The sequence below is a fragment of the Actinomycetospora sp. CA-084318 genome, assembly GCF_050955885.1.
Taxonomy (GTDB): Bacteria; Actinomycetota; Actinomycetes; order Mycobacteriales; family Pseudonocardiaceae; genus Actinomycetospora.
Genome location: NZ_CP192098.1, coordinates 1,372,165 through 1,397,760, shown reverse-complemented (window position 1 = coordinate 1,397,760; position 25,596 = coordinate 1,372,165). Strand labels below are relative to the sequence as shown.

Genomic DNA, 25,596 nt, shown 5'->3' with positions numbered 1-25,596 from the left:
CGGGTACGGATCCACGGCACCAGAGGACGGTGGCCGGGGTCAACCCCGATTCCGCGACCCGGGAGGTGGGGTACCGGCCCGCATGGACGAGAGGACGGCCCGGCGGGAGGCGCTCAAGCAGGTCGCCGCCGCCCTACGCCGCGGCGCCGTGCCGTTCGCCCTGGCCGGCGGCTACGCCGCCTGGGTCCACGGCGCCCCGGAGCCGGAGCACGACGTGGACCTGATCGTCGCGGCCGCCGACCGGGACGCCGCGCTCGCCGCCGTCGCCGCGGCCGGCCTCGTCGCCGACGAGCCGCCGGAGGACTGGCTGGTCAAGGTGCCGTTCGAGGGTGCCGTGGTCGACGTCCTGCACCGGTTGGCCGGGCACGACATCGGACCCGAGCAGCTCGCGCGGGCCACCGAGCGGGAGGTCCTGTCGGTGCGGATGCCGGTCAGCGACATCACCGACGTCCTGATCGGGAAGCTCTGCGCGCTCACCGAGCAGCGCTGCGACCTCGGCACCGTGCTGCCCGCCGCGCGGGCGGTGCGCGAGCAGATCGACTGGGACCGGGTGGTGGCGGAGACCGCCGGGAACGACGTGGCCGCCGCGTGCCTGTTCCTGCTGGCGCGGCTCGGCGTCATGCCGGCGGACGCCCCAGCGCCCTGAGGAACGCGGTCGACCAGCGCGCCACGTCGTACTCGGCGACCTGCGCGGCGAGCTCCGCCACCCGTCGTCGGGATTCGGACGACCCGAGCCCGGCCACCGCGTCGGCGATGGCCGCGGCGACACCGTCGAGGTCGTGCGGATTGACCAGGCGCGCCGCGGTCAGCTCCTCGGCGGCACCCGTGAACTCGGAGAGCACGAGATCGCCCGAGTCGTCGGCGCGGGTGGCGACGAACTCCTTCGCGACGAGGTTCATGCCGTCGCGCAGCGGGGTCACCAGCGCCACGTCGGCCGCGAGGTAGAGCGCCGCGAGCTCGTCGGGCGGCAGCGAGCGGTGCACGTAGTGGACCGCGGGGCGGCCGATGTCCCCGTGGTCGCCGTTGATCCGCCCGACCGTGCGCTCGACCCGGTCGCGGGTACGGCGGTAGGCGTCGACGCGTTCACGGCTCGGTGTCGCCACCTGCACCAGCACGGTGGTCGACGCGTCGAGGCGGCCGGAGTCGAGCAGTTCGCCGTACGCGTCGAGCCGCACCTCGATGCCCTTGGTGTAGTCGAGGCGGTCGACCCCGAGGAGCACCGTCGCCGGGTCGCCCAGCTCGGCGCGCAGGGCGCGGGCCCGCTCGGCGTTGGCGGGGTCGGCGCCGCGGCGGGCGAAGGCGGCGCTGTCGATGGAGATCGGGAACGCCCCGACGCGGGTGGTGCGGCCGTCGAGGCGGATCTCGCCCGCCGCCGTCCGCAGCCCGATCGGGGCGTCGTCGACCTCGGCGCCGCGGAGGCGCTGCGCGAGCCACCGGAAGTTCGCCGCCCCGCCCGGGGTGTGGAACCCGACGAGGTCGGCGCCGAGCAGGCCGTCGACCACCTCGCGCCGCCACGGGAGCTGCAGGAACAGCTCGACCGGCGGGAACGGGATGTGCAGGAAGAAGCCGATGCACAGGTCCGGGCGCAGCTCGCGCAGCATCCGGGGCACGAGCTGGAGTTGGTAGTCCTGCACCCAGACGGTCGCGCCCTCGGCCGCCACCGCCGCCGCGGCGTCCGCGAACCGCCGGTTGACCGCGCGGTGGGTCTCCCACCAGTCGCGGTCGTAGACCGGGGCCACGACGAGGTCGTGGTAGAGCGGCCAGAGCGTCGCGTTCGCGGCCCCCTCGTAGTGCGCGGCGATCTCGTCGGCGTCGAGCCGGACCGGGTACAGCGTCACGTCCTCGCCCACGGCCTCGTCGGCGAACGGCTCCGGCTCGGCGTCCGGGACCCCGGGCCACCCGACCCAGGCGGCGTGCCGCCCGTCCAGCGTCGGCGCCAGCGCGCTCACCAGCCCGCCCGGGGACGCCTGCCAGCGCTGTCCGCCGTCGTCGTCGGTCACCAGGTCGACGGGCAGGCGGTTGGCGACGACGACGAACTCGACCGGCTCTCCCATGGCGCGCGTCTACCCGTCCCCCGTCCGTGCGGACACGTGTGCACCTCGGGGTCCGGCGGGCACTCCCCGACCGGTTGACCTCGCAGCCGCCTCGTTCCGGACGACGGGTGGTGCTGCGATGTCGAGAGCCGAGGCCCGACGACGACGGATGGTGGACCGCCTGCGCTCGCGCGGCATCACCGACGAGCGCGTGCTCGCCGCCCTGAGGACGGTCCCGCGGGAGCGGTTCCTGCCGTCCGAGTTCGCCGACGTCGCCTACGACGACCACGCGCTGCCCATCGGCGCCGGCCAGACGATCTCCGCCCCGGAGATCGTCGCGCGCATGGCGAGCGCACTGGGGCTGACCGGCGGGGAGCGTGTCCTCGAGATCGGCACCGGCCACGGCTACGCCGCCGCGGTCCTCGCGACCTGCGGGGCGGAGGTGGTGAGCATCGAGTACGACGCCGAGCTCGCCGACGCGGCCCGCCGCTGCCTGCTCGCCGTCGGGGTCGTCGGCGTCGAGGTCCGGCACGGCGACGGCTGGTTCGGGGCACCCGACCGCGCTCCCTTCGACGCCGTGACGATCGCGGCGATGAGCCCGGACGTGCCGCCGGCGGTCCTCGAGCAGCTCCGGCCGGACGGCGTGGTGGTCGCCCCCGTCGGCCACGACACCGACGGCGTCCTCGAGCGGCACCACCGCGGCCGCGTCGAGAACCTGGGCGCGGTGCGGTTCGTGCGGCTGCGCGGCGGCGAACCCGCCCGGCGGGCCTCGTGACCGGCCCCGCCCCGTCGTCGGGAACGCTCTCCTTCGTCGGCACCGCGACCGTGCTGCTCGAGTGCGCGGGCATGCGCGTGCTCACCGACCCGAACTTCCTGCACCGCGGGCAGCGGGCCTGGCTCGGCCACGGCCTCACCTCGAAGCGGCTGACCGAGCCCGCGTGGACGCCGGAGCAGCTGGCGCCGGTCGACGCGGTGGTGCTCTCCCACCTGCACGGCGACCACTGGGACCGCGAGACGCGCCGCCGGTTGCCGCGGAGCACGCCGATCGTCACCACCCGGCACGCGTCGCGACGGCTGCAGACCCGGCACGGGTTCCCGCGGGCGATCGGGCTGGCGACCTGGGAGTCGCACGTGCTCGCCGGGCCCGACGGCGCGACGTGCACCGTCACCGCGCTCCCCGGCCGGCACGCGCCCGGGCCCGTGCAGCGGCTGCTGCCGCCGGTGATGGGCAGCCTGCTGGAGTTCCGCGCACCCGGCGGGCGGCTGGTGCAGACGACGTACCTCTCGGGCGACACGCTGGTGTTCGACGGGCTCCACGCGATCCGCGAGCAGGTCGGGGAGGTGGACCGCGCCGTGCTCCACCTCGGCGGGACCACGCTGCCGGGCGGGATCGTGGTGACGATGGACAGCCGGCAGGGCGCCGACGCGCTGGAGATCGTCGCGCCGCGCCGGGCCACGCCGGTGCACTACGACGACTACACCGTCTTCCGGTCGCCGCTCTCGGACTTCGTCGCCGAGGTCGAGCGGCGCGGCTGGGCGGACCGCGTCGACCTCGTGGCGCGCGGCGACACCATCCCGCTGTAGCCGCCCGTTTCCGGTCGCGGCGCGATCGGGGAGCCGAACGCCATGAAGGCAGTCACCTGGCAGGGCCCGCAGGACGTGCGCGTGGAGCAGGTCCCGGACCCGACGATCCAGCAGCCCACCGACGCGATCGTCCGGATGACCAGCACCGCGATCTGCGGCTCCGACCTGCACCTCTACGAGGTCCTCGGCCCGTTCCTGGACAAGGGCGACATCCTCGGCCACGAGCCGATGGGCGTCGTCGAGGAGGTCGGCTCGGAGACCGGCGACCTGAAGGTCGGCGACCGCGTCGTCATCCCGTTCAACATCTCCTGCGGCCACTGCTGGATGTGCTCGCGCGGGCTCTACGCGCAGTGCGAGACGACGCAGAACCGCGACCAGGGGTGCGGCGCCTCCCTGTTCGGCTACACCAAGCTGTACGGGCAGGTCCCCGGCGGACAGGCCGAGTACCTCCGCGTGCCGCAGGCCCAGTTCGGGCCGATCGTGGTCCCGGAGGGCCCGCCCGACGAGCGCTTCCTCTACCTCTCCGACGTCCTGCCGACGGCCTGGCAGGCGGTGGCGTTCGCCGACGTGCCGGAGGGCGGCAGCGTCGCGGTGTTCGGGCTCGGGCCGATCGGTCAGATGTGCGCGCGGATCGCCAGGCACCTGGGCTTCCGACCGATCGCGGTCGACTCCGTGCCGGAGCGGCTCGCGATGGCGCAGCGCCACGGCATCGAGACGATCAACGGCGCCAACACCGACGTCACCGCGGCGATCCGGGACCGGACGGACGGGCGCGGCACCGACTCGGCGATCGACGCGGTCGGCATGGAGGCCCACGGGTCGCCGATCCCGCAGGCCGTGCAGAAGGTCGCCTCGAAGCTGCCCGACGCGATCTCCGGGCCGCTGATGTCGGTGGCCGGCGTCGACCGGACCGCGGCCCTCGTCGGGTGCATCGATGCGGTGCGCCGCGCCGGCACGGTGTCGCTCTCCGGGGTGTACGGCGGCATGGCCGACCCGCTGCCGATGCTGCGGATGTTCGACAAGGGCATCCGGCTCGCGATGGGGCAGGCGCACGTCAAGCAGTGGGTGCCGGACATCCTGCCGCTGCTCACCGACGACGACCCGCTCGGCGTGCACGACCTGGAGACCCACGCCCTGCCCCTCGACGAGGCCGCGCACGGGTACTCGATCTTCCAGAAGAAGCAGGACGGGGCGATCAAGGTCGTGCTGAAGCCGTAGAGGGGTGGCTCCGCCCCGTGAGTACTCATCCGTGCCCTGACACGGATTAGTACTCACAGGCGCGCAGCGCACCTCAGGCGTTTACGCACCTCCGGTGATCGCCCACCCGTCGGCCGTGCTCGAGGTCCACAGCGTGCCGGTCGGACTGTCCGAGGTGCTCGACGATCTCGCGGCGGCGCCGGACACGCTGGGGACCTGGCGGACCCTCGCCGGGATCGGAGCGCGCGACCTGGTCGCCGCCCGGCTCGCCGAGGCGCACGCCGACGCGCTCGGCATCCTGCGTCAGCTCGGCGGGGAGCCGCCCGCCCCCGGGTCGCTCTGGGGGGTCTGGGCGGCCCGCACCCAGGACGCGGTCGTCACCGCCGAGCACGGCGCCGAGGGCTGGACGCTGCACGGGGCCTCGCCGTGGAGTTCCGGCAGCGACCGGTGCACCGACGCCCTCGTCGCCGCCGGGGACCGGCTCTTCGCCGTCCGGCTCGGCGACCCGTCGGTCGTGCCCGGGGAGGACCCGTGGCGCGGTCTCGGGATGGCCGGGGCCGGCACGACGACCGTGCGCTTCCACGCCACCCCGGCCCGCCCGGTCGGTGGCCCCGGGGACTATCTCGACCGGCCCGGCTTCTGGTGGGGCGCCGCCGGCGTCGCGGCCGTGTGGTTCGGCGGCGCGGTCGGGGCGGCCACGCCGCTGCGCGACCGGATCCGGTCCGGGCGCGGCGACGCGCACGACGCCGCCCACCTCGGCACCGTCGACGCGGCGCTCGGGGCGGCCGCGGCCGTGCTGCGCGAGGCCGCGGCGGCCGCCGACGCGGGTCGCGAGGACACCGACACCGCCCGCCGCCGGGCGCTCGTGGTCCGCGCGACCGTGGAGCACGCCGTCGAGACCACGCTGCGCTCGACCGGCCGGGCGACCGGACCGACCCCGCTCGCCCGCGACGCACGGCACGCCCGGCACGTCGCCGACCTCGAGGTCTACGTCCGCCAGAGCCACGCCGAACGGGACCTCGCGACCCTCGGCGGTCTCGCCGCGACCGCGCCGGCGGTGTCCCTGTGACCCGGCGCGACCTCACGGGCAGCGGCACCACCGAGGCCGAGTGGCAGGCCTCCGGCGTGCTCGCCGCGCTGCCCCGCGTCACGCCGGACGAGGTCCGGCCGCCCGGGCGGGTGGTGGTCGTCGCGCCCCATCCCGACGACGAGACGCTCGGCGCGGGCGCCACGCTCGCGGCCTGGGCGCGGACCGGCACCGCGGTCGTCGTGGTCGCCGTGACCGACGGCGAGGCCAGCCACCCCGGCAGCCCGACGCTCTCCCCCGCGCAGCTCGTCGAGCGGCGCGTCGCCGAACGCACCGCCGCCCTGCGCCGGCTCGGACTGGCGGACGTACCGGTCGTCCGGATCGGTCTCCCCGACGGCGGGGTGGGGCGCTGGCGGTCCGACCTCGCGGCCGCTCTGGCGGACCTCGTCGTGCCCGGCGACACGCTGCTGGCGCCGGTACCGGGCGACGGGCACCCCGACCACGACGCGGTGGCGGACGCGGCGGCCGACCTCGGTGTGCCCGTGCTGGGCTACGCGGTGTGGTGGTGGCACTGGGCCGCCGCCGGGGAGCTGCGTCCGGGCGCCGTCGTCGTCGGTCCCGACGAGGCCGCCCGCGAGGCCAAGCGGGAGGCCGTGGCGTGCTTCCGCACCCAGGTCGAGCCGCTGTCCGACCACCCCGCCGACGCGGCGATCCTGCCGCCGCCGGTCCTGGAGCGCCTGGTGCGCCACGACGAGGTGCTGTGGAGGTGACGCCCGTGGAGACCAGCCTGCCCCGCGAACACTTCGACGACCTGTGGGCCGCCGAGGCCGACCCCTGGGGCCTCGAGTCGTCCTGGTACGAGGACCGCAAGCGCGCCGTGGTGCTCGCTGCCCTGCCGGACGCGGAGTACCGCCGCGCCGCCGAGCCGGGCTGTGCGGGCGGGGCGCTGTCGGTGCTGCTCGCCCCGCGCTGCGCCGAGCTCGTGTGCACCGACGTCAGCGACACGGCCGTCGCGCGGGCCCGCAGCCGCCTGGCGGGCTTCGACCACGTGTCCGTCGAGTGCACCGCGGCGTTCCCGGCGGGCCGCTTCGACCTCGTCGTCGTCTCCGAGCTCGCGTACTACTTCGGCCGTGCCGACCGCGACGCGTTCTGGGCCGGCGTGGTCGACGCCCTCGAGCCGGGCGGGACGCTCGTGGCCGTGCACTGGGTCCGTCCGGCGCCGGAGTACCCGGTGGACGGCCACCGGGTCCACGACGAGCTCGCGGCCATGCCCGGGCTGGCGTTGATCGCCGAGCACCGCGAGGACGACTTCCGGCTCGACGTGTTCGCCCGCACCCCACCCGCCGCCCGCTCGGTCGCGCAGCGCGTGGGCCTGCGGTGACCGTGCTCGGGGTCGTGGTGCCGGTCCACGACGAGGAGGCACTGCTCGGGGGCTGTCTGGAGGCCCTCGACCGGGCGGCGCGGTGGGTGCGTGGGAGCGCGTCGGTCCGCCTGGTCGTCGTGCTCGACTCGTGCCGCGACGCCAGCCGCGACATCACGCGTGAGCACGGCGTGGAGACGGTCGCGGTCGCGGCGCGCAACGTCGGGGTGGCCCGCGACGCCGGGTTCCGGGCGCTGCTCGACGGCCCGGGCGCGGTGCCGGACTGGATCGCGACCACCGACGCCGACTCCCGGGTCCCCCCGGACTGGCTGCTCGCCCAGCTCGCGGCGTACGAGCGCGGGGCGGACGCCCGGGTCGGGGCGGTGTACGTCGACGACTGGGACGGCCACGGCCGGTCGACCCGCGAGTGGTTCCGCACCGTCTACGACGCGGCCGCCGACCCGCACCCGCACGTGCACGGCGCCAACCTCGGGGTGCGGCGCGAGGCCTACGACCGGTGCGGCGGCTTCCAGGGGCTCGCGGTCGGCGAGGACGTCACGCTCGTCGCCGCCCTCGACGCGGACGGCCGGGTGCACCGGTCCCGCCGGAGCCCGGTGCTCACCAGTGGCCGCCGGATCGCGCGGGCCGACGGGGGGTTCGCGGCCCGGTTGGGCGAGCTGGAGGCGGGCTGATCGGCCCCTGACCTGCTCCTGGCCTGCCCCTCACCTGCTCCTGACCTGCACGAACGGCACTCTCGCGCACTCTAGGTGCGCGAGAGTGCCGTTCGCTCGGAACCGGCTCGGGATCGGCTCAGCTCGCCAGCCCCGAGTTCGCCCCGGAGGCCGCCGTGGACTCGTCGAGCATGCCCTCACCGGCCTCCGCGTCGCCGGAGCCGTCGGTGGCCACGGCGCGGGCGGCGGTGGTGTCGAAGTACAGCCGCACCTCGCGGACGGCGTCGCCGTCGAAATCGATCATCGTCGCCCCGACGTAGCGCACCGGCCGGCCGTCGTGGTGGTGCCCCGTCGAGACCCACTCCAGGACGGCCCGCTCGTCGGTCTCGGTCACCGTGGTGAAGTGGCTGGTGATGTCCGCGTAGGCCCGGCGGTAGGCGTCCCAGAACTGCCGCGCACCGTCCGGGCCGGAGGAGCCGTGCGCCGCCCCGGAGCTCGTCCAACGGGTGTCCTCGGTGGCCAGCCCCGCCATCGGCTCGGTGTCCCCGTCCTGCTCGACGGCGCGCAGCGCGTCCACGAACCGGCGGGCGGTGGCCGAGGCCAGCTGCGTCTCGGCGTCCGGTGCCATGAGGTCGTCCTCCCGGTGCTCAGGTGTCACTGACCGGGCCGGATGCGCGCCGACGCGCCGCGGACAAACGTGATGCGACCGCCCGACCCCGCCCCACCCGTCCGGCCCGACGCCCGTGTCCGCCCCGCCGGCCGCCGGGTAGCCGCACGGCCATGAAGGTCGTCTACGTGTCCTACCCCGCCTCCGACCGGGAGCCCGCCGACGGCGGCGTCCCGGCGAGCGCCGACAACGCCCTCGGGCTGCGGGCGCACCTGGAGGACGCGGGCCACACCCTGGTCACCACCAGCGACACCGGCGACGAGCTCGACCACCACCTGGCCGACGCCGACGTCCTCGTCACCACCCCGTTCTGGCCGGTCTACCTCGACGAGGACCGGATGAAGAACACCTCGAACCTCCGCCTCGTCATCACCGCGGGCGTCGGGTCGGACCACACCGACCCCGAGACCGCGAAGCAGCACGGCATCACCGTCGCCGAGGTGACCGGCTCCAACGTCGTGAGCGTCGCCGAGCACAACGTCCTGCAGATCCTCGCGCTCGTGCGCAACTTCGTCCCCGCCCACGCCGAGGCCCGCATGGAAGGGGAGCACGCCGATAGGGGGTGGGACGTCGCGGCGATCTCCGCGCCGGCCCACGACCTCGAGGGCAAGACCGTGGGCATCGTCGGGCTCGGGGCCATCGGCGCGCGGACCGCGCTGCGGCTCAAGGGCTTCGACGTCACGACGCTCTACTACGCCAACCACCGCCGCTCCCCCGCCGAGGAGGAGACGCTCGGGGTCCGGTACGCGCGGCTGGACACGCTGGTCGCGCAGTCCGACGTCATCTGCCTCGCCCTGCCGCTGATGGAGGGCAGCCAGGCGCTGTTCGGGCCCGAGCGGATCCGGGCGATGAAGCAGGGCTCGTGGTTGGTGAACACCGCCCGCGGCGCCATCGTGGACACCGACGCGCTGGTCGAGGCCCTCGAGTCGGGCCACCTCGCGGGCTACGCGGGCGACACCTGGTACCCGCAGCCCGCACCGGCCGACCACCCGTGGCGCTCGATGCCGAACGAGGCCATGACCATCCACTACTCGGGCATGACCCGGGAGGCGCAGGAGCGGATCGCGGAGGGCGTGCGCGAGATGCTCGACGCGTTCGCCGACGGCCGCGAGATGCCGTCGGACTTCCTCATGGTCGCGCCGGACTGACGCCCGGCCTCGTCGTCGGGAAGGCCCTTCCCGACGACGAGCCGGCCGGCTCAGCCGGTCTGCTCGATGGGGCGCACCAGCACCTCGTTGATCGCCGTGCGCGGCGGGCGGGTGACGATGTAGACGATCGCGTCCGCGATGTCCTGCGCCTCCAGCACGCCCAGCTCGGACGCCGACGAGGCGTCGGGAGCGTTCTCCCTGCCGGTGTTGGTCAGCTCGGTGTCGACCAGCCCGGGCTCGACGAGCCCCACCCGCACGTGCTGCGGCGCCAGCTCCTGGCGCAGGGCCTCGGAGAAGGCGTTCACGGCGTGCTTGGTCGCGGCGTAGACGTTGCTGCCGGGGCCGTTGACCTTCCGTCCGGCGACCGAGCTGACGGTGACGACGTCCGCGACACCGCGCTGACCCTGCGCCGCCCGGTTGAGGTGCGCCACGGCGGCGTGGGTGGTGGCGAGGACGCCGTTGAGGTTGACGTCGACCATCGTGCGCCACTCGCCGAGGTCGGCCTCCAGGGCCGGGTCCATCGTGCCGTAGCCCGCGTTGTTGACCAGCACGTCGATGCCGCCCCGGTCCCGGGCGACCCCGTCGATCGCCTCCCGCACGGCGTCGGCGTCGGTGACGTCGACCTCGTGCACCTCGGCGTGGTCGCCGAGCTCCGCGGCGAGATCCTCGAGCTTGTCGCGTCGGCGCGCGAAGAGGGCCACCGTCGCGCCCTCGGCGGCGAGGGCCCGCGCGGTGGCGTTCCCGATCCCGCTCGAGGCGCCGGTGACCACCGCGGTGGTGCCGTCCAGTCGTCCTGTCATGACGGCGGGTCCCCGGGTGGACCGCTCCGCCAACGTCGTTGTGCGTCGACGTGGTGCACTCGTCGGCGTGGCGGAGGTGGTGCTGCTGATCGGGCTGCAGGCGTGCGGGAAGACGACGTTCTACCGGTCGACGCTGGCCGCGACGCACGTCCTCGTGTCGAAGGACGAGATGCCCCGGTCGGCGCGGCGACGCGAGGCGCGGCTGCTGCGGGAGCTCGCCTCGGCTCTGGAGGCGGGCCGCGACGTCTGCGTGGACAACACCCAGCCGTCGGCGGCGGAGCGCGCCGGGGTGATCGCCGTGGCGCGTGCGGCCCGGGCCCGGGTGGTCGGGCACTGGTGGCGGCCGGACCTGCCGCTCTCGCTGTCGCGGAACGCTGCGCGGGCCGAGCCGGTGCCGCTCGTCGGGGTGTACGCGGCGTCAGCGCGGTGGGAGGAACCGCGGCTCGACGAGGGCTTCGACGAGCTCGTGGAGCACGACGGCCGCGAGCAGCCGTGACTGTCGGACCCTCGTACTAGTGTTCGAATCATGCCGCAGGACCTGGTTCCCGACCCCCGCCCCGAGTTCGCGTCGACGCTCGCCGACGCGGGGTTGCCCCTGCTCGCGCGGGCCGTCGCGGCGGGTGCGGTCGGCGGCCCCGGCGTGCGCGCGGTGCTCGACTGCTTGGCTTCCCTGGTCGACGACGGCCACGACGACGCCGCCCTGGCCGAGGCCGAGGAGTTCCTGACCTCCATCGCCGCGGCCGCCGACCCGGCGTACGTCGCGCAGGAGCTGCGTGTGCACTGCGACGAGGTGCTGCGGCCGCGCCTGGCGACGGACGTGGAGGACGGGCTCGACGACGACGCCTGGCTCGACGAGGTGTGGCCCGACGAGGCCCCGCCCGACGTGGCGAGGACCGACGTGGCTGCGAGCGACGACGGCCCGCCCGGCGAGATCGCGAAGGCCACCGGTCCGAGCCCGTCGAGCGAGAGCGCGATCGACGTGATCGCGCCCGACGATGGCCGCAACGGCGAGGTCGGAGCGGCGCGGTCCCCGGTCCGCGGAGTGACGCTGATCGCGACCGCCCGGATCGTCGCGCGACCACTCAGCAGACGGCGCCGCAACGACGACCCGGGATCGCCGCCGCTGCTTTCGCGCGTCGCAGGTCGCACCCCGGCCCGACGCGCCCGCGCCGCTCGTACCGGAAGCGATACCCCGGCCGAACCTGCTCGCGCTGCTCAGTGCCGAGGCCGACATCCGGCCCGACGCGCTCGCGGCGCAGGCCGACCACCGGTCCTACGCGACCGGGCACGGCGTCGCGAACGACCCGTTCCTCCGGCCGCCCGGCACGGCCCTGCATCACGCCGGTTCCCGCCGCCGCCCGGCCACGCCGACCGGCACGGCCGTAGGGGGCGAGCACCCCCTGCGGTGCCCGCCCCCGCACGAGGTCCGCGATCACTCGCGAACCCCCGCCGGTCGACACCGCGTCGACCGGACCGACCGTCCCACCCCTCCGGCACGAGGAGCCGGAGCGACGGCCGCGACCAGGCCTCACCCGGCCACGGTCACCGGTGCGGTCCGGCCGCAGGCCGCCCACAGGAGCGACGGGATGACCCGTCGTCGGGACCTACGAGCCGTTCGGCCCGCCCGGCACGGTCGCGTAGAGGTACGGGTCGGCCGTCGGCGGCGTGGGCTCCGGGGCCAGCGGCTCGGGGCTGTCGAGGTACTCGAAGCTGCCACGTCCGTCCGGGCGCTGCCCGGTGGCCCAGCGGCCCTGCGCGGAGTCGCCGCCGGCGGAGAGGTTCCAGAGCGTGTGGTCGTGCTCCTTGTTCTCCTCGTCGAGGATGCCGGCGGGGATCGGGTCGTACTCCAGGCCCTCGTCCTTGAGCTCCTCGATCGCGGCGAGCCAGATGTTCTGGTGCGCCGTGTCCCGCGCGAGGTTGAACCGCAGCATCTCCTTCACGCCGGGGTCGTCGGTCATGTTGAACACGCGCGCGGCCTGGAGCTTGCTCTGGCCCTCGGCGGCGGCGTTGACGCGGAAGTCGGCCAGGAGGTTGCCACTGGCCACGATCCACTTGCCGCTCCACGGCGTCCCCGCCGAGTCGGCGAGCACCGGACCGCCGCCGGAGACGATCGAGTGCTGCGGGTTCATCCCGCCGACGATCGCCGCGAGCATCGGGTCGTCCTCGCACGCCCGCGCGGTCGCCTCCGCGGGCGCGCCCTCGAGCAGCTTCGCGACCATCGTCGAGAGCATCTCGACGTGCGCGAGCTCCTCCGTGCCGATGTCGAGCAGCAGGTCCTTGTACTTGCCGGGGATGCGGCAGTTCCAGCCCTGGAACAGGTACTGCATCGCCACCGTCATCTCGCCCCAGTGCCCACCGATGAGCTCCTGGAGCTTCATGGCGAAGACCGGGTCGGGGCGCTCGGGCGACGCCTCGAACTGCAGACCCTTGTAGTGGTAGAACACGCGCTCTCCTGACGTGGGTCGGGCCGGAGCGGGGTGCTCCCGACGACACCTGCACGCTCCGCGCCGGTCGTGTCGCAGCCGTGTCGTGCGGCGTGCCCGGCCGCGTCACCGCGGCGTGTTTGCGCGGGTCGCTCCGACGGTCACCTCTCCGGCGGATGGTTCACCTGCGAGCCGACACTTCCCGAGCGAGGTGGAGGCGCGGATGTCCGCCGTGCAGTTGACCGTCATCGGCCGTTTCACCTGCCGCGAGGGCGAGCGGCCGCTGCTGCTCGCCCCACGGGCCGAGCGCCTCATGGCGTTCCTGTCCCTGGCCCGCCGACCGGTGCGCCGCGAGGAGCTCGCCGGCGCGCTGTGGGGCGACCAGCCCGACGAGCGCGCCGCGGGCAACCTCCGCTCGACCCTGTGGCGGCTGCGTCGCCTCGCCGAGCACCCCCTCGTCGAGTCCTCGGACGGCCACGTCGCGGTCGCCGGGCACGTGCGGGTCGACCTCTGGGACGTCGAGGCGGGACCCACACCCGACGTCGAGCAGCGCCTGCTCGCGGGTGAGCTGCTCCCCGGGTGGGACGACGTGTGGGTCGGGGCCGAGCGGGAGCGCTTCCGGCAGCTGCACCTGCACGCCCTCGAGGACCTGTGCGCCGAGCACCGCCGGTCGCGACGCTTCGGCGACGCCCTGCGCCTGGGGCTGGTCGCCGTCGCGTGCGACCCGCTGCGCGAGACCGCGCACCGTGAGGTGATCGAGGTGCACCTCGAGGAGGGCAACGTGGTGGAGGCGCTGCGGCAGTACGACGCGTACCGCCGGCTGCTGCACTCCGAGCTCGACCTGGCGCCCTCCCCCGCCATGCGCGCGGTCATCGACGACTACCTCGACCGCGTGGTCGGCGACGATCCGTCGTTTCGGCCGTCGGCGGCACCGGCCATCCGCGCCGCACGCGGGCCCGTCGGTTGACCTCCCCCAGCCCGGCCCGACACCACACGTCCGGGAGGACCACCATGGCCACTGGCGAGACCGGATTCGACGACGTCAGCTTCGACCTCGTGTCGGTGCAGTACCACGCCCTCAAGGCCGGCCACGACTACGGCCAGTACGTCCGCGACGCCGAGAACGCGGGCCTGAACGACGTGGCCGACTTCTTCCGCGAGGTGATGGAGGCGGACTCGCAGCGCGCCCACCGCTGCCACGAGTTCCTCGCCAAGCTGTCCGGCGCGCAGCCCGCGAACCGATGATCGCGGCGAGCGGCGGCCCGGCTGCGGGCCGCCTGCTCGTCCGCGGGACCGGGTCCGTCCCGCGGGCGACGGCGACCGACACCCTGCGCGTACTCACGCGGGTGCTGGGACCGAACATCGCGCAGGGCGTCATCGCGCGCCGGCCTACCGTCGTGCGCCTGGCGCAGCGGTGCCAGGTCGACGCCGGCGTGGTGCACGAGACGGCGCGGCTCCGCCGTCGGTACGGGCGCGGGCCGCTGCGGCTGCGCGTCCCGGGCCGCGAGCTCGCGCTCGTGCTCGACGCCGAGGACGTGCACCGCGTGCTGGACGGGACCCCGGACCCGTTCACCCCCGCGAACGCCGAGAAGCGCGCGGCGCTGGGCCAGTTCCAGCCGCACGGCGTGCTCGTCTCCCGCGGCTCCGAACGGGCATCCCGACGACGAATCAACGAGCACGCCCTCGACACCGGTCACCCCGTGCACGGCGACGCCGAGGCCATCGTCGCCGCGGTCCACGACGAGGTGGGCGGACTGCTCGCCCGGACCGACGACCTCACCTGGACCGCCGCGCAGCAGGCGTGGCGGCGGGCGGTGCGCCGCGTCGTGCTCGGCGAGCAGGCCCGCGACGACGAGGTCGTCCACACCCTGATGGACCGGCTACGAGGGCGGGCGAACTGGTCGTTCCTCGCGCCGCGCGACCGCCGTTCCCGGGCCGCGCTCCGTGACCGCCTGACGATCCACGTCGACCGCGCCGGACCCGGCAGCCTCGCCGCCCGGCTGCGCTCCACCGGATCCCCCTCCGACGCCGAGGGCGGGATCGACGTGCTCGACCAGATCCCGCAGTGGCTGTTCGCCGCCGACCCCGCGCTGATGGTCGCCCACCGGGCGCTGGCCCTGCTCGCGGTCGACCCCGCCGCACGGGACCGCGCACGGTCGGAGATGACCGAGGTCGCCGACCACACGGCACCGTTGCTGCCGCAGGTCCGGGCGGCCGTGCTGGAGTCGGCCCGCCTGTGGCCCACGACCCCGCTGATCCTGCGCGACACCACCGAGGCCACCACGTGGCCCACCGGCACCGTCCCGGCGGGCGCCGGCCTGCTCGTCGTCACGCCGTACTTCCATCGCGACGAGTCCCGGGAACCGACAGCGCACCGGTTCGCGCCGGAGAACTGGCTCTCCCCCGACGGCCGGTCGCTCGACGAGACCGCGCACGACCACCGCCCGCTGGTCCCCTTCAGCGAGGGACCGGCGTCGTGCCCCGGGCAGGACCTCGTCCTGCTGATGACGAGCACCTGGATCGCCGCGGTGCTCGACCGCCACGAGGTCGAGCCGCGGACCGCGGCGCCGCTCGATCCATCGTCGCTCCCGGCCTCGCTCAGCCCGTTCGACCTGGCGTTCCGGCTACGCTCGCGATCGTGACGGACCCGGTGGCGTCGCCCGTCCGACCGTCGGGCGACGCGGAACGGGTCGACGCCGTCGTGGTCGGCGCGGGACACAACGGGCTGGTCGCGGCCAACCTGCTGGCCGACGCCGGGTGGCGGGTGCTCGTCCTCGAGGCCGCGGCCACACCCGGCGGCTCCACCCGCAGCGCGGAGCTGGCCACGCCCGGGTGGTCCACCGACCTCGGCAGCGCCTTCCACCCGCTGGGCGCGGCGTCGCCCGTGCTGCGCGGGCTGGGACTCGAGCAGTACGGGCTGCGCTGGAGTCACGCCCCGCAGCCGCTCGCCCACGTCCTGCCCGACGACCGCGCCGCCGTGATCTCCCGCGACGTCGACGCGACGGCCGCCTCGGTCGACGCGTTCGCGGCCGGGGACGGCGACGCGTGGCGCCGGTTGGCCGCGCAGTGGCAGGAGCTGCGGGACCCGCTGCTCGGGGCCCTGCTCGCCCCGTTCCCGCCGGTGCGCGGAGCGGCCCGGCTGCTGCGCGACGTCGGGTCGCCGGAGCTGCTGCGGCTGGTGCGGCGGCTGCTGCTGCCCGCGCTGCGGTTCGGCGTCGAGGAGTTCCGCGGCGAGGGCGCGCGGGTGCTGGTGTCGGGCAACGCGATGCACGCGGACGTGCCGCCGACCGGCTCGGGCAGCACCGCGTTCGGCTGGTTGCTCTCGATGCTCGCGCAGGACGTGGGATTCCCCGTCCCCGTGGGCGGCTCGCAGGCGCTGGCCGACGCCCTCGTCACGCGGCTCGAGGCGCGGGGCGGGCGGGTGGACACCGACCGGCCGGTGGTCGACGTGCTCGTCGCCCGGGGCGTCGCGCTCGGGGTGGTCGACGCGGTGGGCGGCACGGTCCGCGCCGACCGCGCGGTGCTGGCCGACGTGCCCGCGCCGGTGCTCTACCGCGACCTCGTCGGGTCCGAGCACCTGCCGGCACGGCTGCGCGCGGACCTCGACCGGTTCCAGTGGGACCACGCGGTGCTCAAGGTCGACTGGGCGCTGTCCGGGCGGGTGCCGTGGACGGCGGCCGGCGCGCGCGGGGCGGGCACGGTGCACGTCGGGGCGGACACCACGGGGCTCGTCGACCTCGGTGGCGACCTCGCGGCCGGCCGGGTGCCGACGACGCCGTACCTGATCCTCGGCCAGCTCACCACGGCCGACCCGACGCGGTCCCCGGCCGGCACCGAGTCGCTGTGGGGCTACACCCGCGTCCCGCACGACGCGCTGCGCGGCCCCGCCGAGGTGGACGCCCACGTGGCGCGGATGGAGGCCGTGCTCGAGCGGCACGCGCCCGGGTTCGCCGACCTGGTGGTGGGCCGGGCCGTCTCCGGTCCCGACGAGCTGCAGCGCCAGAACCCGGGCCTGATCCGCGGCGCGCTCATGGCGGGCACGGCCTCGCCGCACCAGCAGCTGGTGTTCCGCCCGACCCCGGGGCTCGGACGTCCGGACACCGTGGTCGACCGGTTGTTCCTCGCCGGTGCGTCGGCCCACCCGGGTGGGGCGGTGCACGGCGGGCCGGGCGCAGCGGCGGCTCGCGCGGCGCTCGCCCGGGGCGGCCGGCTCGGCCCGGCCTACGCGGCGCTGATCCGCGCGGGCCACCGGGCGGTGCACGGTCGGTCCTGACGCCCGTCCGGGGGGCTCCGAGATCCTGTTGCGCCGAGCGATGTGCCCGCTGAGCGCGCACATCGCTCGGCAGAACACGATCTTGATACGCGCCTCGACGTCCGGTTGCCCCGACCGGGTCGCCGGGTACGCGACCGACGGTTGACCCCTCCAGCCGCGTCCACCCCGCGACGACCGGAGGGTCCCCATGCAGCCGAGCACCGCCGACCAGAGCACCACCCGGCCCGCGCCCGAGTCCGACGGCGAGGACCTCCTGCTGCGGCTGACCCGCGAGCACCGGGACGCGGCCGGGTTGGTCCTGGCCCTGCAGCGCCGGACCGGCTCGGGAGCCGGCGACTCGGTCGACACCGCCCGCGAGCTGATCACCGACCTCGTGCGGCACTCGGTGGGCGAGCGCATCCACCTGCTCCCGCTGGTGCGCCGCTACGTGCCCGACGGCGACGCCGCGGCCAACCGCATCGACGCCGGGCAGCAGAAGCTGGAGGACCAGCTGCAGCAGCTCGAGCGGCTCCCGATGAAGGGCGACTTCTGGATCCACCTCAAGATCGTGGACGCCCTGGTCACGCAGCACGCCGGTGAGCTGGAGAGCCACGTGTTCCCGGCCCTGGCCGAGGCGTGCCCCGCCGAGGAGCTGCGCGACGCCGGGCAGCGCGCGGCGAGGACCGCGCGGACCGCGCCCACCCACCCGCACCCGCATGCTCCGCGCGAGGGCGCGGCACTCGCCGCGGCGGCGCCGGGCGCGGGCCTCGTCGACAAGGTGCGGGACCTGTTCCGCCGCTGAGCGGCGAGGCCCCCCGTTCCGAGCGAGCGGCACTGTCGCGCACATAGATGCTGCGAGCGTGCCGTTCGCTCACGAAGGCGACCGGACGATCACCGGTCCGCCGGCTGGTGGCGCGCCTCCGCCCGCCGGGTCAGCGTGGTCAGGGTCCGGAACCAGGACGGCTGCTCCGGCAGCGTCCACCCCGGGCGCGCCACGCCCTCGTCGTCACCGGAGCCGGGCAGCACCCGGGCGAGCAGACCCGACAAGCGCGTCGTCAGGCCCGGCGCCACCCCGTGCAGCCGGGCGCCGACCATGGCGGCCGGGGTGAGGAACCGCTCGGCGTGGCCGGACAGCGTGGCCGACACGATCGTCCGCGCCGCGTGCGGGGCGGACGTGGACAGGATCGGCAGGCTGTCGAGCGCCGCGAACCAGCGGTACTCGGCCTCCCGCTGTCCGGCCACGAGGGCGTGGCGGGGCGAGCCGGTGCGCAGCAGCCCCGGCAGCACCGTCGTCACCGTGATCCCGTGCGGGGCGAGCTCGGTGCGCAACGCCTCCGAGAACCCGCGCACCGCGAACTTGCCGGCCGTGTAGGGCAGCAGGTGCGGCACCGGCACGGCGCCGCCGACCGAGCTGACGATGCCGATCCGCCCGGCCCCGCGGCGCCGCATCGCGTCGGCCGCGCGCAGCACCGGGTAGGCGACGGGCCTGAACACCGCGTCGTGCAGCCCGACGACCTCCCCGGCGGACAACGCCTCCACCGGGCCGACCCCGATCACGCCGACGCACGCCACCACGACGTCGAGCCCGCCGAGGGCCTCCTCGGCCGCGTCCACGCAGGCCTCGGCCGCGTCGCGTTCCGCGAGGTCGGCCGGGAGGGTCGTGACGCGGGCACCGGTGGCCTCGAGCTCGGGTCGGGCGGCCTCGAGGTCGTCGGCCGAGCGGGCGGCGATCGCCAGGTCGTACCCGGCCCGCCCCAGCTCGCCGGCCACCAGCAGGCCGAGGCCGCGGCTGGCGCCGAGGACGAGGGCCCCGGGCTTCGGACGTGCAGCAGTCATCGCTGCGGGTGGACGGGCCTCTCGCGCCGCCAAACGTCCGGCGTCCCACGCGCCGGGCCCGGACCGGCGCGGGTACCACCGGGCCCCGGTTGAGCCCGCCAGCCGTCCGCCGACGGATCGGGTGAGGTCGATGACGAGCGTGCAGGCGTGGACGCACCGCACGGTGCGGACCGGGATGGAGTGGGCGGGCGGCCTCGTCATGGACCGCCTCGCCACCGAGCCGGTGGCGGTCCCGCGGGCCGCCGCACCGGGGGCGACCGTCGTCCTCGTCGGCGGGGTGGCGGCGACGATGCCGGTGATGGCCCCGACGGCGCGGATGCTCGCCGCGCGCGGGCACCATGTCAGCGTGGTGACCGACGGGATGGGCGTCGGGTGCGCGGGCCGGGCCGCCGAGACGCTCGCCGACCGCGTCGAGACGTGCGCGGAGGAGGCCGGGCGCCCGGTCCACCTCGTCGGGCACAGCCGCGGCGGTCAGTTCGCCCGGGTGGCGGCCACGCACGCCCCGCGCGCCGTCGCCTCCCTGACGACCCTCGGCTCGCCGCTGGCGATGTACGGCCTCGCCCCGGTCGCCCTCGGGCTCGGCGCGATGGTGACGCTCGGCGGCACCCTGGGCGTCCCCGGGCTCGCCACCGTCGCGTGCCTGCTGGGCGCGTGCTGCCGGGACTACCGCGCAGCGCTGGGCACGGACTGGACCGTGGGCATCCCGTTCACCAGCATCGTCGGCGCGGCGGACCGCACGGTGCCCGGACCGGCGAACCGCGTCCCGGGCGCCCGCGAGGTGGTCGTCGAGGGCGACCACCTGCAGCTCCTGACGACGGGCCCGGCCCACCTCGCGCTCGCGGAGGCGCTCGACCGCGCCGACCGCTCCGATCAGGACGCCGCCCGCTCCCGGATCTCGGCGTAGGCCCCGTCCCGGTCGAGCCGGGCGAGCGCCCCGGCGAGGCGGCGCAGCCCGTCCGGCCCGTCCGCGCGAGCGGCGAGCCCGGCGGTGTCGTCGGCGACGCCCAGCTCCCGGGCCGCCCGCAGGGCGGTCCCGCCCGCGTAGGGCTGGAGTTCCGGCCACCGCACCGCCACCTCGCGGACGAACGCCTCCGCGGCCGCGTCGTCGACGCCGGGCAGGTCCGCCAGCCGCGCGGCGAGCGCGTCGGGATCGCCGTCCGCGTCGCCGCGCAGGCGGGCGAGGTCGACGTCCCCGAGCGCTGTCGCGAGGTCCTGCAGGGCTCCGGCGAGGTCGGAGGCGCCGTCGTCCACGGCGGAGCCCTCCCCGCCCTCGACCGAGGCGCCGAGGCTCGTCCGGACGTCCGCCGGGTCGGCCGCCGCGAGTTCACGGGCGGACCGCCACCGGCCGAGGACCGACCCGACGGCGTCGGCGGTCGCCGCGGAGTCACCGTGGGCGGTGACCACCACGGCGGCCACGAGCAGCCCGAACAGCTGCGCGGTCTCGTCGCCGCGCTCGGGGAGGGCCGTCGTCGGGACGGCGCCCTCCCGCTCGAGCACGGCCGCCAGCAGGCGCTCGTCGTCCATCGCGGACTCCTCTCAGCCGGCCGGGACGCCCGGCCAGGTCGCGACGCGCAGTTCCAGGCGTCCCTCGCGCACACGGGCCGGGAACACCGCGGCCGGGGCGGTCGCGGGGCCCTGCATGACGCGGCCGTCGTCGAGCCGGAAGACGCTGCCGTGCCACGGGCACTCCAGGCAGTCGTCGCCGTCCCGGTCGGTCAGCTCCCCGTCGGACAGCGGTGCGGACGCGTGCGGGCACCGCTGGCCGAGGGCCCGCACCTCGTTCCCGCGGCGCACCACGACGACCCGGACCTCGCCCACGCGACGCATCGTCGGCTCGCCCTCGGGGAGGTCGTCGAACGCGCCCGCGTCGGTCCAGTCCTCCGGGCCGATGTGCGGGTAGTCCTCGGCGTGGTTCGCGCCGAGTGACTGGTGGTAGCTCAGGTGCCCGCCGAGGGCCGCGCCGGCCGAGCCGACCGCCAGCGCGGTCCAGCCCCACAGGGCGCCGCGCGTGCTGCGGCCGCGCAACCGCGCGCCGAGGGACATCACGTAGCCGGCGAGCATCGTGATGTTCGCGGCGGCGTGCACGATGCCGACGCGCTGCTGTTCCTCATGGGCCTGCGAGTAGTCCGCCCAGCCCGCGGCGGCCGTGGGCACGGCCGTCAGCAGCCCGACACCGATGAGCGCCGTGGCGGGCCGGCGGGTGCGGGGCAGGACGTCGAGCAGGCCCGCGGAGACGAAGCTGCCGAACGAGGCCTGCGCCAGGATCGGGTGCAGCGGGTGCCCGATCGGGACGCCGTGCAGCACGTCGGCGATCTTCTGGTTGGTCAGGACCTTGGTGACGAGGTCCCGCGCGGGTGCGGCGACCCGGTCGAGGGCCTCGGTGGCGGCGATCCGGTCGATGTCGTCGAAGGGGCGCACGGCGTCGCTGCCTCTCGGGCCGGGGGTGGTGGTCGGCGCGGGTGCCCGGCCCCTCACCGGGATCACACCCGCTTCTCAGCCCTGCCCGGGGTGCTCCGCCTCGGCGTCGGGGTCGTCCGTGCGGTTGTTCGGGTAGGGCTCCGAGCCGGGCGGCGGCTCCACGATGCGCGCGCTGAACAGCATCATCATGACGAAGCCGAGCAGGGCCAGCGCGAGGTGCAGGAAGTGGTCGGGGGTGTTGAGCGCGAGCCACCCGGGCTGGTCGGGTCCCCCGCCGGCGGTGAGCCCCATCAGGTAGAGCACCAGGTAGAGCAGGACCTGCAGCACGCACCACCGCCGGACCCAGCGGCGCGCCACGGTCGACGCGGCCCCCAGCACGGCGGTCGCCGCCAGCAGCACCGCGTGCGCCGGGCTGACCGTCAGGTTGAGCACCTGCGCCGGGCTGCCTGACGTCACCAGCCCGACGATCCCCCAGACGGCGAGGACCGCGAGCACCACGCTCTGCCCGAGGAGGATCGAGGTGGCGATCCGCCCGAGGAGCCCCTCGTGGGGCACCGACGGGACCGGGTTGCCCTGCTCGTCGCGACCCGGCTGGACGTACGGGCCGGCGCCCCGCGGCGACTCGTCGTGCACCGACGACCGCCCCGGATCGTCGCTCTGGGAGGCGGGGTCGTAGTCGGTGCGTCCTTCGCTCATGGCCCGGGTAACCCAGTACCCCACACCGACCACACCCGCCGTCAGGAAATACCGATGCCCGCCCGCCGTCGGTACGACTCGACGAACTCCGGCAGCGCCGGACCGCGGGGCCGCCGCCCGGCGACGACCTCGCACGTGCCCGTCTTCGTGTCCATGATGTGGACGTTCGGGTCGAGCGTGATGCCGATCAGCTCGTTGGCCGCGTCGCCGGTGACCAGTCCGTTCGGACCCCAGTGCCAGGGCAGCCCGATCTGGTGCACCGTGCGCCCGTCGATCCGCAGCGGCTTGGCCCGCTCGGTGACGATCACCCGCGCCTCGATCGCCGACCGGGCCGTGACGATCGTGGCCCACCCGGTGTGCTCGAGCCCCCGCTCGGCGGCCAGCGCCGGCGAGACCTCGACGAACATCTCCGGCGCGAGCTCGGCGAGGTAGGGCGTCCACCGGCTCATTCCGCCCGCCGTGTGGTGCTCGGCGATGCGGAAGGTCGTGAACGCGATCGGGTAGACGTCCGACCCGACCTCGCCGTCCGGCGGGTTGTACCGGTTGTCCGGGCGGTCGAACCGCTGCCGCGCCGGGTTCGCCCGGGTGCCCGGGTGCAGCGCGTTGCGGGTCGGCGACTCCTCCGGCTCGTAGTGCACCGGCAACGGGCCGTCCGCGAGGCCGGTCGGGGCGTAGAGCCACGCCCGGCCGTCGGCCTGCATGATGAACGGCTCGTTCCCGCCGATCGCGTCCTGCGCCGTCGCCCCCTCGGGCGGCCGGTAGGACGGCGGCTTGTCCGGCTCGAAGTCGGGGACGTCGTGGCCGGTCCAGCGCTGCGCCTGCTCGTCCCACCAGACGTAGGCCTTGCGCTCGCTCCACGGCCGGCCCTCGGGGTCGGCCGAAGCCCGGTTGTAGAGCACGCGCCGGTTCATCGGCCAGGCCCAGCCCCATTCCAGCGCCGCCGGGCTCTCGCCGCCCGCGGGCTTCCGCCGGGCCGCCTGGTTGACGTCGTCGGCGTACACACCGGAGTAGATCCAGCACCCGCAGGCGGTGGACCCGTCGTCGTGCAGCTGGGTGTAGCCGTCGACCGGGCTGCGGTCGGCGACGCGGTAGCCGGAGATCTCCTTGAGGATGGCGTGCGCATCGGGGTCGCCGTGCGGGCCCTCGGTCGGGTAGTCCCAGGTCAGGTCCAGGACCTGACGGTCGCGCGCGAGGTCGGAGTCCGCGAGGCGGGCCCGGATGCGCCGGCCGAGCTCGTGGACGAACCACAGGTCGCTGCGGGCGTCGCCGGGCGGCTCGACCGCCTGGTGGCGCCACTGCAGCAGTCGCTGGGTGTTGGTGAACGAGCCGGCCTTCTCGATGTGCGTGGCCGCCGGGAGCAGGAACACCTCGGTGTCGACGTCCTCGGTGCGCATCTCGCCGGTCTCGATCTCCGGACCGTTCTTCCAGAACGTCGCGGTCTCGATCTCCTGCAGGTCCCGGACGACGAGCCACCGCAGCGCCGCGAGCCCCTCGCGCTGCTGCTTGGAGTTGGTGGTGCCGACCGCCGGGTTCTCGCCGAGGACGAAGTAACCCTCGCAGTGCCCGTCGATCATGTTGAGCACCGTGGTGAAGGTCGAGTGGTCGTCGTCGATGCGCGGCAGCCGGTCGAAGCAGAAGTCGTTCTCCGGGGTCGCGGCGTCGCCGTACCAGGCCTTGAGCAGGCTGACGACGTACGCGCTCATGTTGCCCCAGAACCCCTTCGTGGCCGAGTCGGCCTCGATGAAGTCCGCGAGGTGCATGCGCGTGTGCTTCGGCGGCATCGGGATGTAGCCGGGCAGCAGGTCGTAGAGGGTCGGGATGTCGGTCGACCCCTGGATCGTCGCGTGCCCGCGCAGCGCCATGATCCCGCCGCCGGGACGGCCGACGTTGCCCAGCAGCGCCTGCAGGATCGAGGCACAGCGGATGTACTGCACGCCGACCGTGTGCTGCGTCCAGCCGACCGAGTACACCCACATCGTGGTGCGCTCGCGGCCGGAGTTGGCGCAGATCGCCTCGGCGACCTGGGTGAACTGCTCCGGGCTCATCCCGCACACCGAGGAGACCATCTCCGGCGTGTACCGGGCGAAGTGACGCTTGAGCACCTGGTAGACGCACCGCGGGTGCTGCAGCGTGTCGTCGCGGACCGGTTCGCCGGAGAACCGGGCCCCGCCGGAGCCGGCCCCCTCGGACTGCCCGAGCAGGTGGGTCTGCCGGTGCGACGCGACCCGTGCCCGCGGGGCGTGCTCGTCGGAGTCCCACTCGTCGCGGTCGCCCGAGGCCGCAGCCACGTCGGCGCCCTCGTACTGCCAGCTCGACGTGTCGTAGCTCAGCGTCTCGGAGTCCCAGCCGGAGAACAGCCCGTCGTCGTCACCCGCGTCGTGGAACTCCTCGCGCGTGAGCATCGGGGCGTTCGTGTAGGCGACGACGTACTCGCGGAAGTCCCGCTCGTGCGAGAGGACGTAGTTGATCAGGCCGCCGAGGAACGCGATGTCCGTGCCCGGGCGGATCGGCACGTGGGTGTCGGCGACGGCCGAGGTGCGGGTGAAGCGCGGGTCGACGTGGATGATCGTCGCGCCGCGGGCCTTGGCCTCCATGACCCACTGGAAGCCCACCGGGTGGGCCTCCGCCATGTTCGAACCCTCCAGGACGACGCAGTCGGCCTGCGCGATGTCCTGCTGGGAGTTGGTGGCGCCGCCGCGCCCGTAGCTGGTCCCCAGACCGGGGACGGTGGAGCTGTGTCAAATGCGCGCCTGGTTCTCCACCTGGACGGCGCCGAGCGCGGTGTAGAGCTTCTTGAGGAGGTAGTTCTCCTCGTTGTCCAGGGTCGCGCCGCCGAGGTGGGCGAAGCCGAGCGTGCGGTTGAGCACGCGCCCCTCGTCGTCGGTGTCCTGCCAGGTCCGCGCCCGGGTGTCGACGACGCGGTCGGCGATCATGTCCATCGCCGTGTCGAGGTCGAGGTCCTCCCAGTCGGTGCCCCCCGGGCGCCGGTAGCGGACCTTCGTGATCCGCGACGGCGAGGTGACCAGGGACAGGCTCGACGAGCCGCGGGGGCAGAGCCGGCCGCGGCTGATCGGCGAGTCGGGGTCGCCCTCGATGTGGGTGACCCGGCCCTCCCGGGAGTAGACCCGCTGCCCGCAGCCGACCGCGCAGAACGGGCAGACCGACCGCGTCACCGTGTCGGCCTCGTCGGTGCGGGGCGTCCAGGGTTCGGGCGCGTTCGAGCGCACGGCCTCGCCGCGACCGAGCGGGTCGGCCCCGGTGAGCTGGCGGACCACCGGCCAGCGACGGACGAGCTTCAGCGGATCCACGGCAGGACCTTCCGACGACGGCGGGTCGGGTCCGGCTGGGTGGGTCAACCGCTCCGATGCAGGGTGCCAGGTGCGCGACCGGGCCGCGCGCCCGGCGCGTGTGCCCGGCGTCCGCGAGGCGGTACACCTCGGGCCGCGATCCGGATACCCTCGGTGCGACTCGGGTTGACGCACGG

The 25,596-nt window shown here is 75.3% G+C and carries 25 protein-coding genes; 16 read left to right on the top strand and 9 right to left on the bottom strand.

Annotated elements, in window-relative coordinates; genetic code table 11:
• The first annotated feature begins 82 nt into the window (after positions 1-82).
• On the top strand, positions 83-646 hold the full coding sequence (locus ACQPYX_RS06855) for a hypothetical protein (protein WP_433802154.1): 564 nt from the start codon (positions 83-85) through the stop codon (positions 644-646).
• On the opposite strand, the gene ACQPYX_RS06850 is transcribed toward ACQPYX_RS06855, so the two are convergent.
• Positions 618-2,054, bottom strand: coding sequence for an alpha,alpha-trehalose-phosphate synthase (UDP-forming) (locus ACQPYX_RS06850; protein WP_433802153.1), 1,437 nt, complete (start codon positions 2,052-2,054; stop codon positions 618-620). The two genes, ACQPYX_RS06855 and ACQPYX_RS06850, sit on opposite strands and share 29 nt — an antisense overlap.
• Positions 2,055-2,172: 118 nt before the next feature.
• Between ACQPYX_RS06850 and ACQPYX_RS06845 the strand changes: the two genes are divergently transcribed.
• The 7 genes from ACQPYX_RS06845 (at position 2,173) to ACQPYX_RS06815 (ending at position 7,893) form a co-directional block, all read left to right on the top strand.
• Positions 2,173-2,808: a protein-L-isoaspartate(D-aspartate) O-methyltransferase gene (locus ACQPYX_RS06845; RefSeq protein WP_433802152.1), complete on the top strand. Its 636-nt coding sequence runs from the start codon at positions 2,173-2,175 to the stop codon at positions 2,806-2,808.
• On the top strand, positions 2,805-3,617 hold the full coding sequence (locus tag ACQPYX_RS06840) for an MBL fold metallo-hydrolase (RefSeq protein ID WP_433802151.1): 813 nt from the start codon (positions 2,805-2,807) through the stop codon (positions 3,615-3,617). Before ACQPYX_RS06845 ends, ACQPYX_RS06840 begins: the two co-directional genes overlap by 4 nt.
• Before the next feature lie 42 nt (positions 3,618-3,659).
• Entirely contained in the window at positions 3,660-4,835 is a 1,176-nt protein-coding gene (locus ACQPYX_RS06835) for a zinc-dependent alcohol dehydrogenase (RefSeq protein WP_433802150.1), read from the top strand.
• A gap of 94 nt (positions 4,836-4,929) precedes the next feature.
• A complete protein-coding gene (locus tag ACQPYX_RS06830; RefSeq protein WP_433802149.1) occupies positions 4,930-5,883 on the top strand; it encodes an acyl-CoA dehydrogenase family protein in 954 nt (317 codons plus the stop codon).
• Complete coding sequence (locus ACQPYX_RS06825) at positions 5,880-6,611, top strand: PIG-L deacetylase family protein (RefSeq protein ID WP_433802148.1); 732 nt, start codon at positions 5,880-5,882, stop codon at positions 6,609-6,611. The genes ACQPYX_RS06830 and ACQPYX_RS06825 overlap by 4 nt, the downstream gene beginning before the upstream one ends.
• A 5-nt stretch (positions 6,612-6,616) precedes the next feature.
• A complete protein-coding gene (locus tag ACQPYX_RS06820) occupies positions 6,617-7,222 on the top strand; it encodes a class I SAM-dependent DNA methyltransferase (protein ID WP_433802147.1) in 606 nt (201 codons plus the stop codon).
• Complete coding sequence (locus ACQPYX_RS06815; RefSeq protein ID WP_433802146.1) at positions 7,219-7,893, top strand: glycosyltransferase; 675 nt, start codon at positions 7,219-7,221, stop codon at positions 7,891-7,893. The genes ACQPYX_RS06820 and ACQPYX_RS06815 overlap by 4 nt, the downstream gene beginning before the upstream one ends.
• A 118-nt stretch (positions 7,894-8,011) precedes the next feature.
• Here the strand turns inward: ACQPYX_RS06815 and ACQPYX_RS06810 are convergent, their stop codons facing one another.
• Positions 8,012-8,500 carry a nuclear transport factor 2 family protein gene (locus ACQPYX_RS06810; protein ID WP_433802145.1) on the bottom strand — a complete coding sequence of 163 codons (489 nt, stop codon included), beginning with the start codon at positions 8,498-8,500 and terminating at the stop codon, positions 8,012-8,014.
• Between the two features lie 152 nt (positions 8,501-8,652).
• Between ACQPYX_RS06810 and ACQPYX_RS06805 the strand changes: the two genes are divergently transcribed.
• Positions 8,653-9,687, top strand: a complete 1,035-nt coding sequence (locus tag ACQPYX_RS06805; RefSeq protein ID WP_433802144.1) for an NAD-dependent formate dehydrogenase — start codon at positions 8,653-8,655, stop codon at positions 9,685-9,687.
• Positions 9,688-9,737: 50 nt separating this feature from the next.
• Here the strand turns inward: ACQPYX_RS06805 and ACQPYX_RS06800 are convergent, their stop codons facing one another.
• Positions 9,738-10,487 carry an SDR family oxidoreductase gene (locus ACQPYX_RS06800; protein WP_433802143.1) on the bottom strand — a complete coding sequence of 250 codons (750 nt, stop codon included), beginning with the start codon at positions 10,485-10,487 and terminating at the stop codon, positions 9,738-9,740.
• A 67-nt stretch (positions 10,488-10,554) separates the two neighbouring features.
• Here ACQPYX_RS06800 and ACQPYX_RS06795 point away from each other — a divergent pair, with 67 nt between their 5' ends.
• Positions 10,555-10,983, top strand: coding sequence for an AAA family ATPase (locus tag ACQPYX_RS06795; RefSeq protein ID WP_433802142.1), 429 nt, complete (start codon positions 10,555-10,557; stop codon positions 10,981-10,983).
• Positions 10,984-12,091: 1,108 nt separating this feature from the next.
• Here ACQPYX_RS06795 and ACQPYX_RS06790 read toward each other — a convergent pair.
• A complete protein-coding gene (locus ACQPYX_RS06790) occupies positions 12,092-12,931 on the bottom strand; it encodes a manganese catalase family protein (protein WP_433802141.1) in 840 nt (279 codons plus the stop codon).
• A 202-nt stretch (positions 12,932-13,133) separates the two neighbouring features.
• On the opposite strand from ACQPYX_RS06790, the gene ACQPYX_RS06785 reads away from it, so the two are divergent.
• The 5 genes from ACQPYX_RS06785 to ACQPYX_RS06765 all read left to right on the top strand — a co-directional run bounded on the left by ACQPYX_RS06785 (position 13,134) and on the right by ACQPYX_RS06765 (position 17,964).
• Positions 13,134-13,877 carry an AfsR/SARP family transcriptional regulator gene (locus ACQPYX_RS06785; RefSeq protein WP_433802140.1) on the top strand — a complete coding sequence of 248 codons (744 nt, stop codon included), beginning with the start codon at positions 13,134-13,136 and terminating at the stop codon, positions 13,875-13,877.
• 44 nt (positions 13,878-13,921) lie between these two features.
• Positions 13,922-14,155, top strand: coding sequence for an acyl carrier protein (locus ACQPYX_RS06780; protein WP_433802139.1), 234 nt, complete (start codon positions 13,922-13,924; stop codon positions 14,153-14,155).
• A complete protein-coding gene (locus ACQPYX_RS06775) occupies positions 14,152-15,552 on the top strand; it encodes a cytochrome P450 (protein WP_433802138.1) in 1,401 nt (466 codons plus the stop codon). The genes ACQPYX_RS06780 and ACQPYX_RS06775 overlap by 4 nt, the downstream gene beginning before the upstream one ends.
• On the top strand, positions 15,549-17,183 hold the full coding sequence (locus tag ACQPYX_RS06770; RefSeq protein ID WP_433802137.1) for a phytoene desaturase family protein: 1,635 nt from the start codon (positions 15,549-15,551) through the stop codon (positions 17,181-17,183). The genes ACQPYX_RS06775 and ACQPYX_RS06770 overlap by 4 nt, the downstream gene beginning before the upstream one ends.
• A 187-nt stretch (positions 17,184-17,370) precedes the next feature.
• Positions 17,371-17,964 (top strand): hypothetical protein, encoded by a 594-nt coding sequence (locus ACQPYX_RS06765; RefSeq protein WP_433802136.1) that lies wholly within the window; start codon positions 17,371-17,373, stop codon positions 17,962-17,964.
• Between the two features lie 89 nt (positions 17,965-18,053).
• Here the strand turns inward: ACQPYX_RS06765 and ACQPYX_RS06760 are convergent, their stop codons facing one another.
• The gene (locus ACQPYX_RS06760; protein ID WP_433802135.1) at positions 18,054-18,998 is read right to left on the bottom strand and encodes an SDR family NAD(P)-dependent oxidoreductase; all 945 of its coding nucleotides are present in this window, start codon (positions 18,996-18,998) and stop codon (positions 18,054-18,056) included.
• Positions 18,999-19,128: 130 nt separating this feature from the next.
• Between ACQPYX_RS06760 and ACQPYX_RS06755 the strand changes: the two genes are divergently transcribed.
• On the top strand, positions 19,129-19,902 hold the full coding sequence (locus ACQPYX_RS06755; RefSeq protein ID WP_433802134.1) for an esterase/lipase family protein: 774 nt from the start codon (positions 19,129-19,131) through the stop codon (positions 19,900-19,902).
• On the opposite strand, the gene ACQPYX_RS06750 is transcribed toward ACQPYX_RS06755, so the two are convergent.
• The 4 genes from ACQPYX_RS06750 to fdh form a co-directional block, all read right to left on the bottom strand.
• A complete protein-coding gene (locus ACQPYX_RS06750) occupies positions 19,869-20,522 on the bottom strand; it encodes a hypothetical protein (RefSeq protein WP_433802133.1) in 654 nt (217 codons plus the stop codon). The two genes, ACQPYX_RS06755 and ACQPYX_RS06750, sit on opposite strands and share 34 nt — an antisense overlap.
• A gap of 12 nt (positions 20,523-20,534) precedes the next feature.
• Positions 20,535-21,416 (bottom strand): Rieske 2Fe-2S domain-containing protein, encoded by an 882-nt coding sequence (locus tag ACQPYX_RS06745; protein ID WP_433802132.1) that lies wholly within the window; start codon positions 21,414-21,416, stop codon positions 20,535-20,537.
• Between the two features lie 75 nt (positions 21,417-21,491).
• Positions 21,492-22,112, bottom strand: coding sequence for a DUF4383 domain-containing protein (locus ACQPYX_RS06740; RefSeq protein ID WP_433802131.1), 621 nt, complete (start codon positions 22,110-22,112; stop codon positions 21,492-21,494).
• A gap of 41 nt (positions 22,113-22,153) precedes the next feature.
• Positions 22,154-25,420: a formate dehydrogenase gene (fdh, locus tag ACQPYX_RS06735; protein WP_433802130.1), complete on the bottom strand. Its 3,267-nt coding sequence runs from the start codon at positions 25,418-25,420 to the stop codon at positions 22,154-22,156.
• Positions 25,421-25,596: the final 176 nt, after the last annotated feature.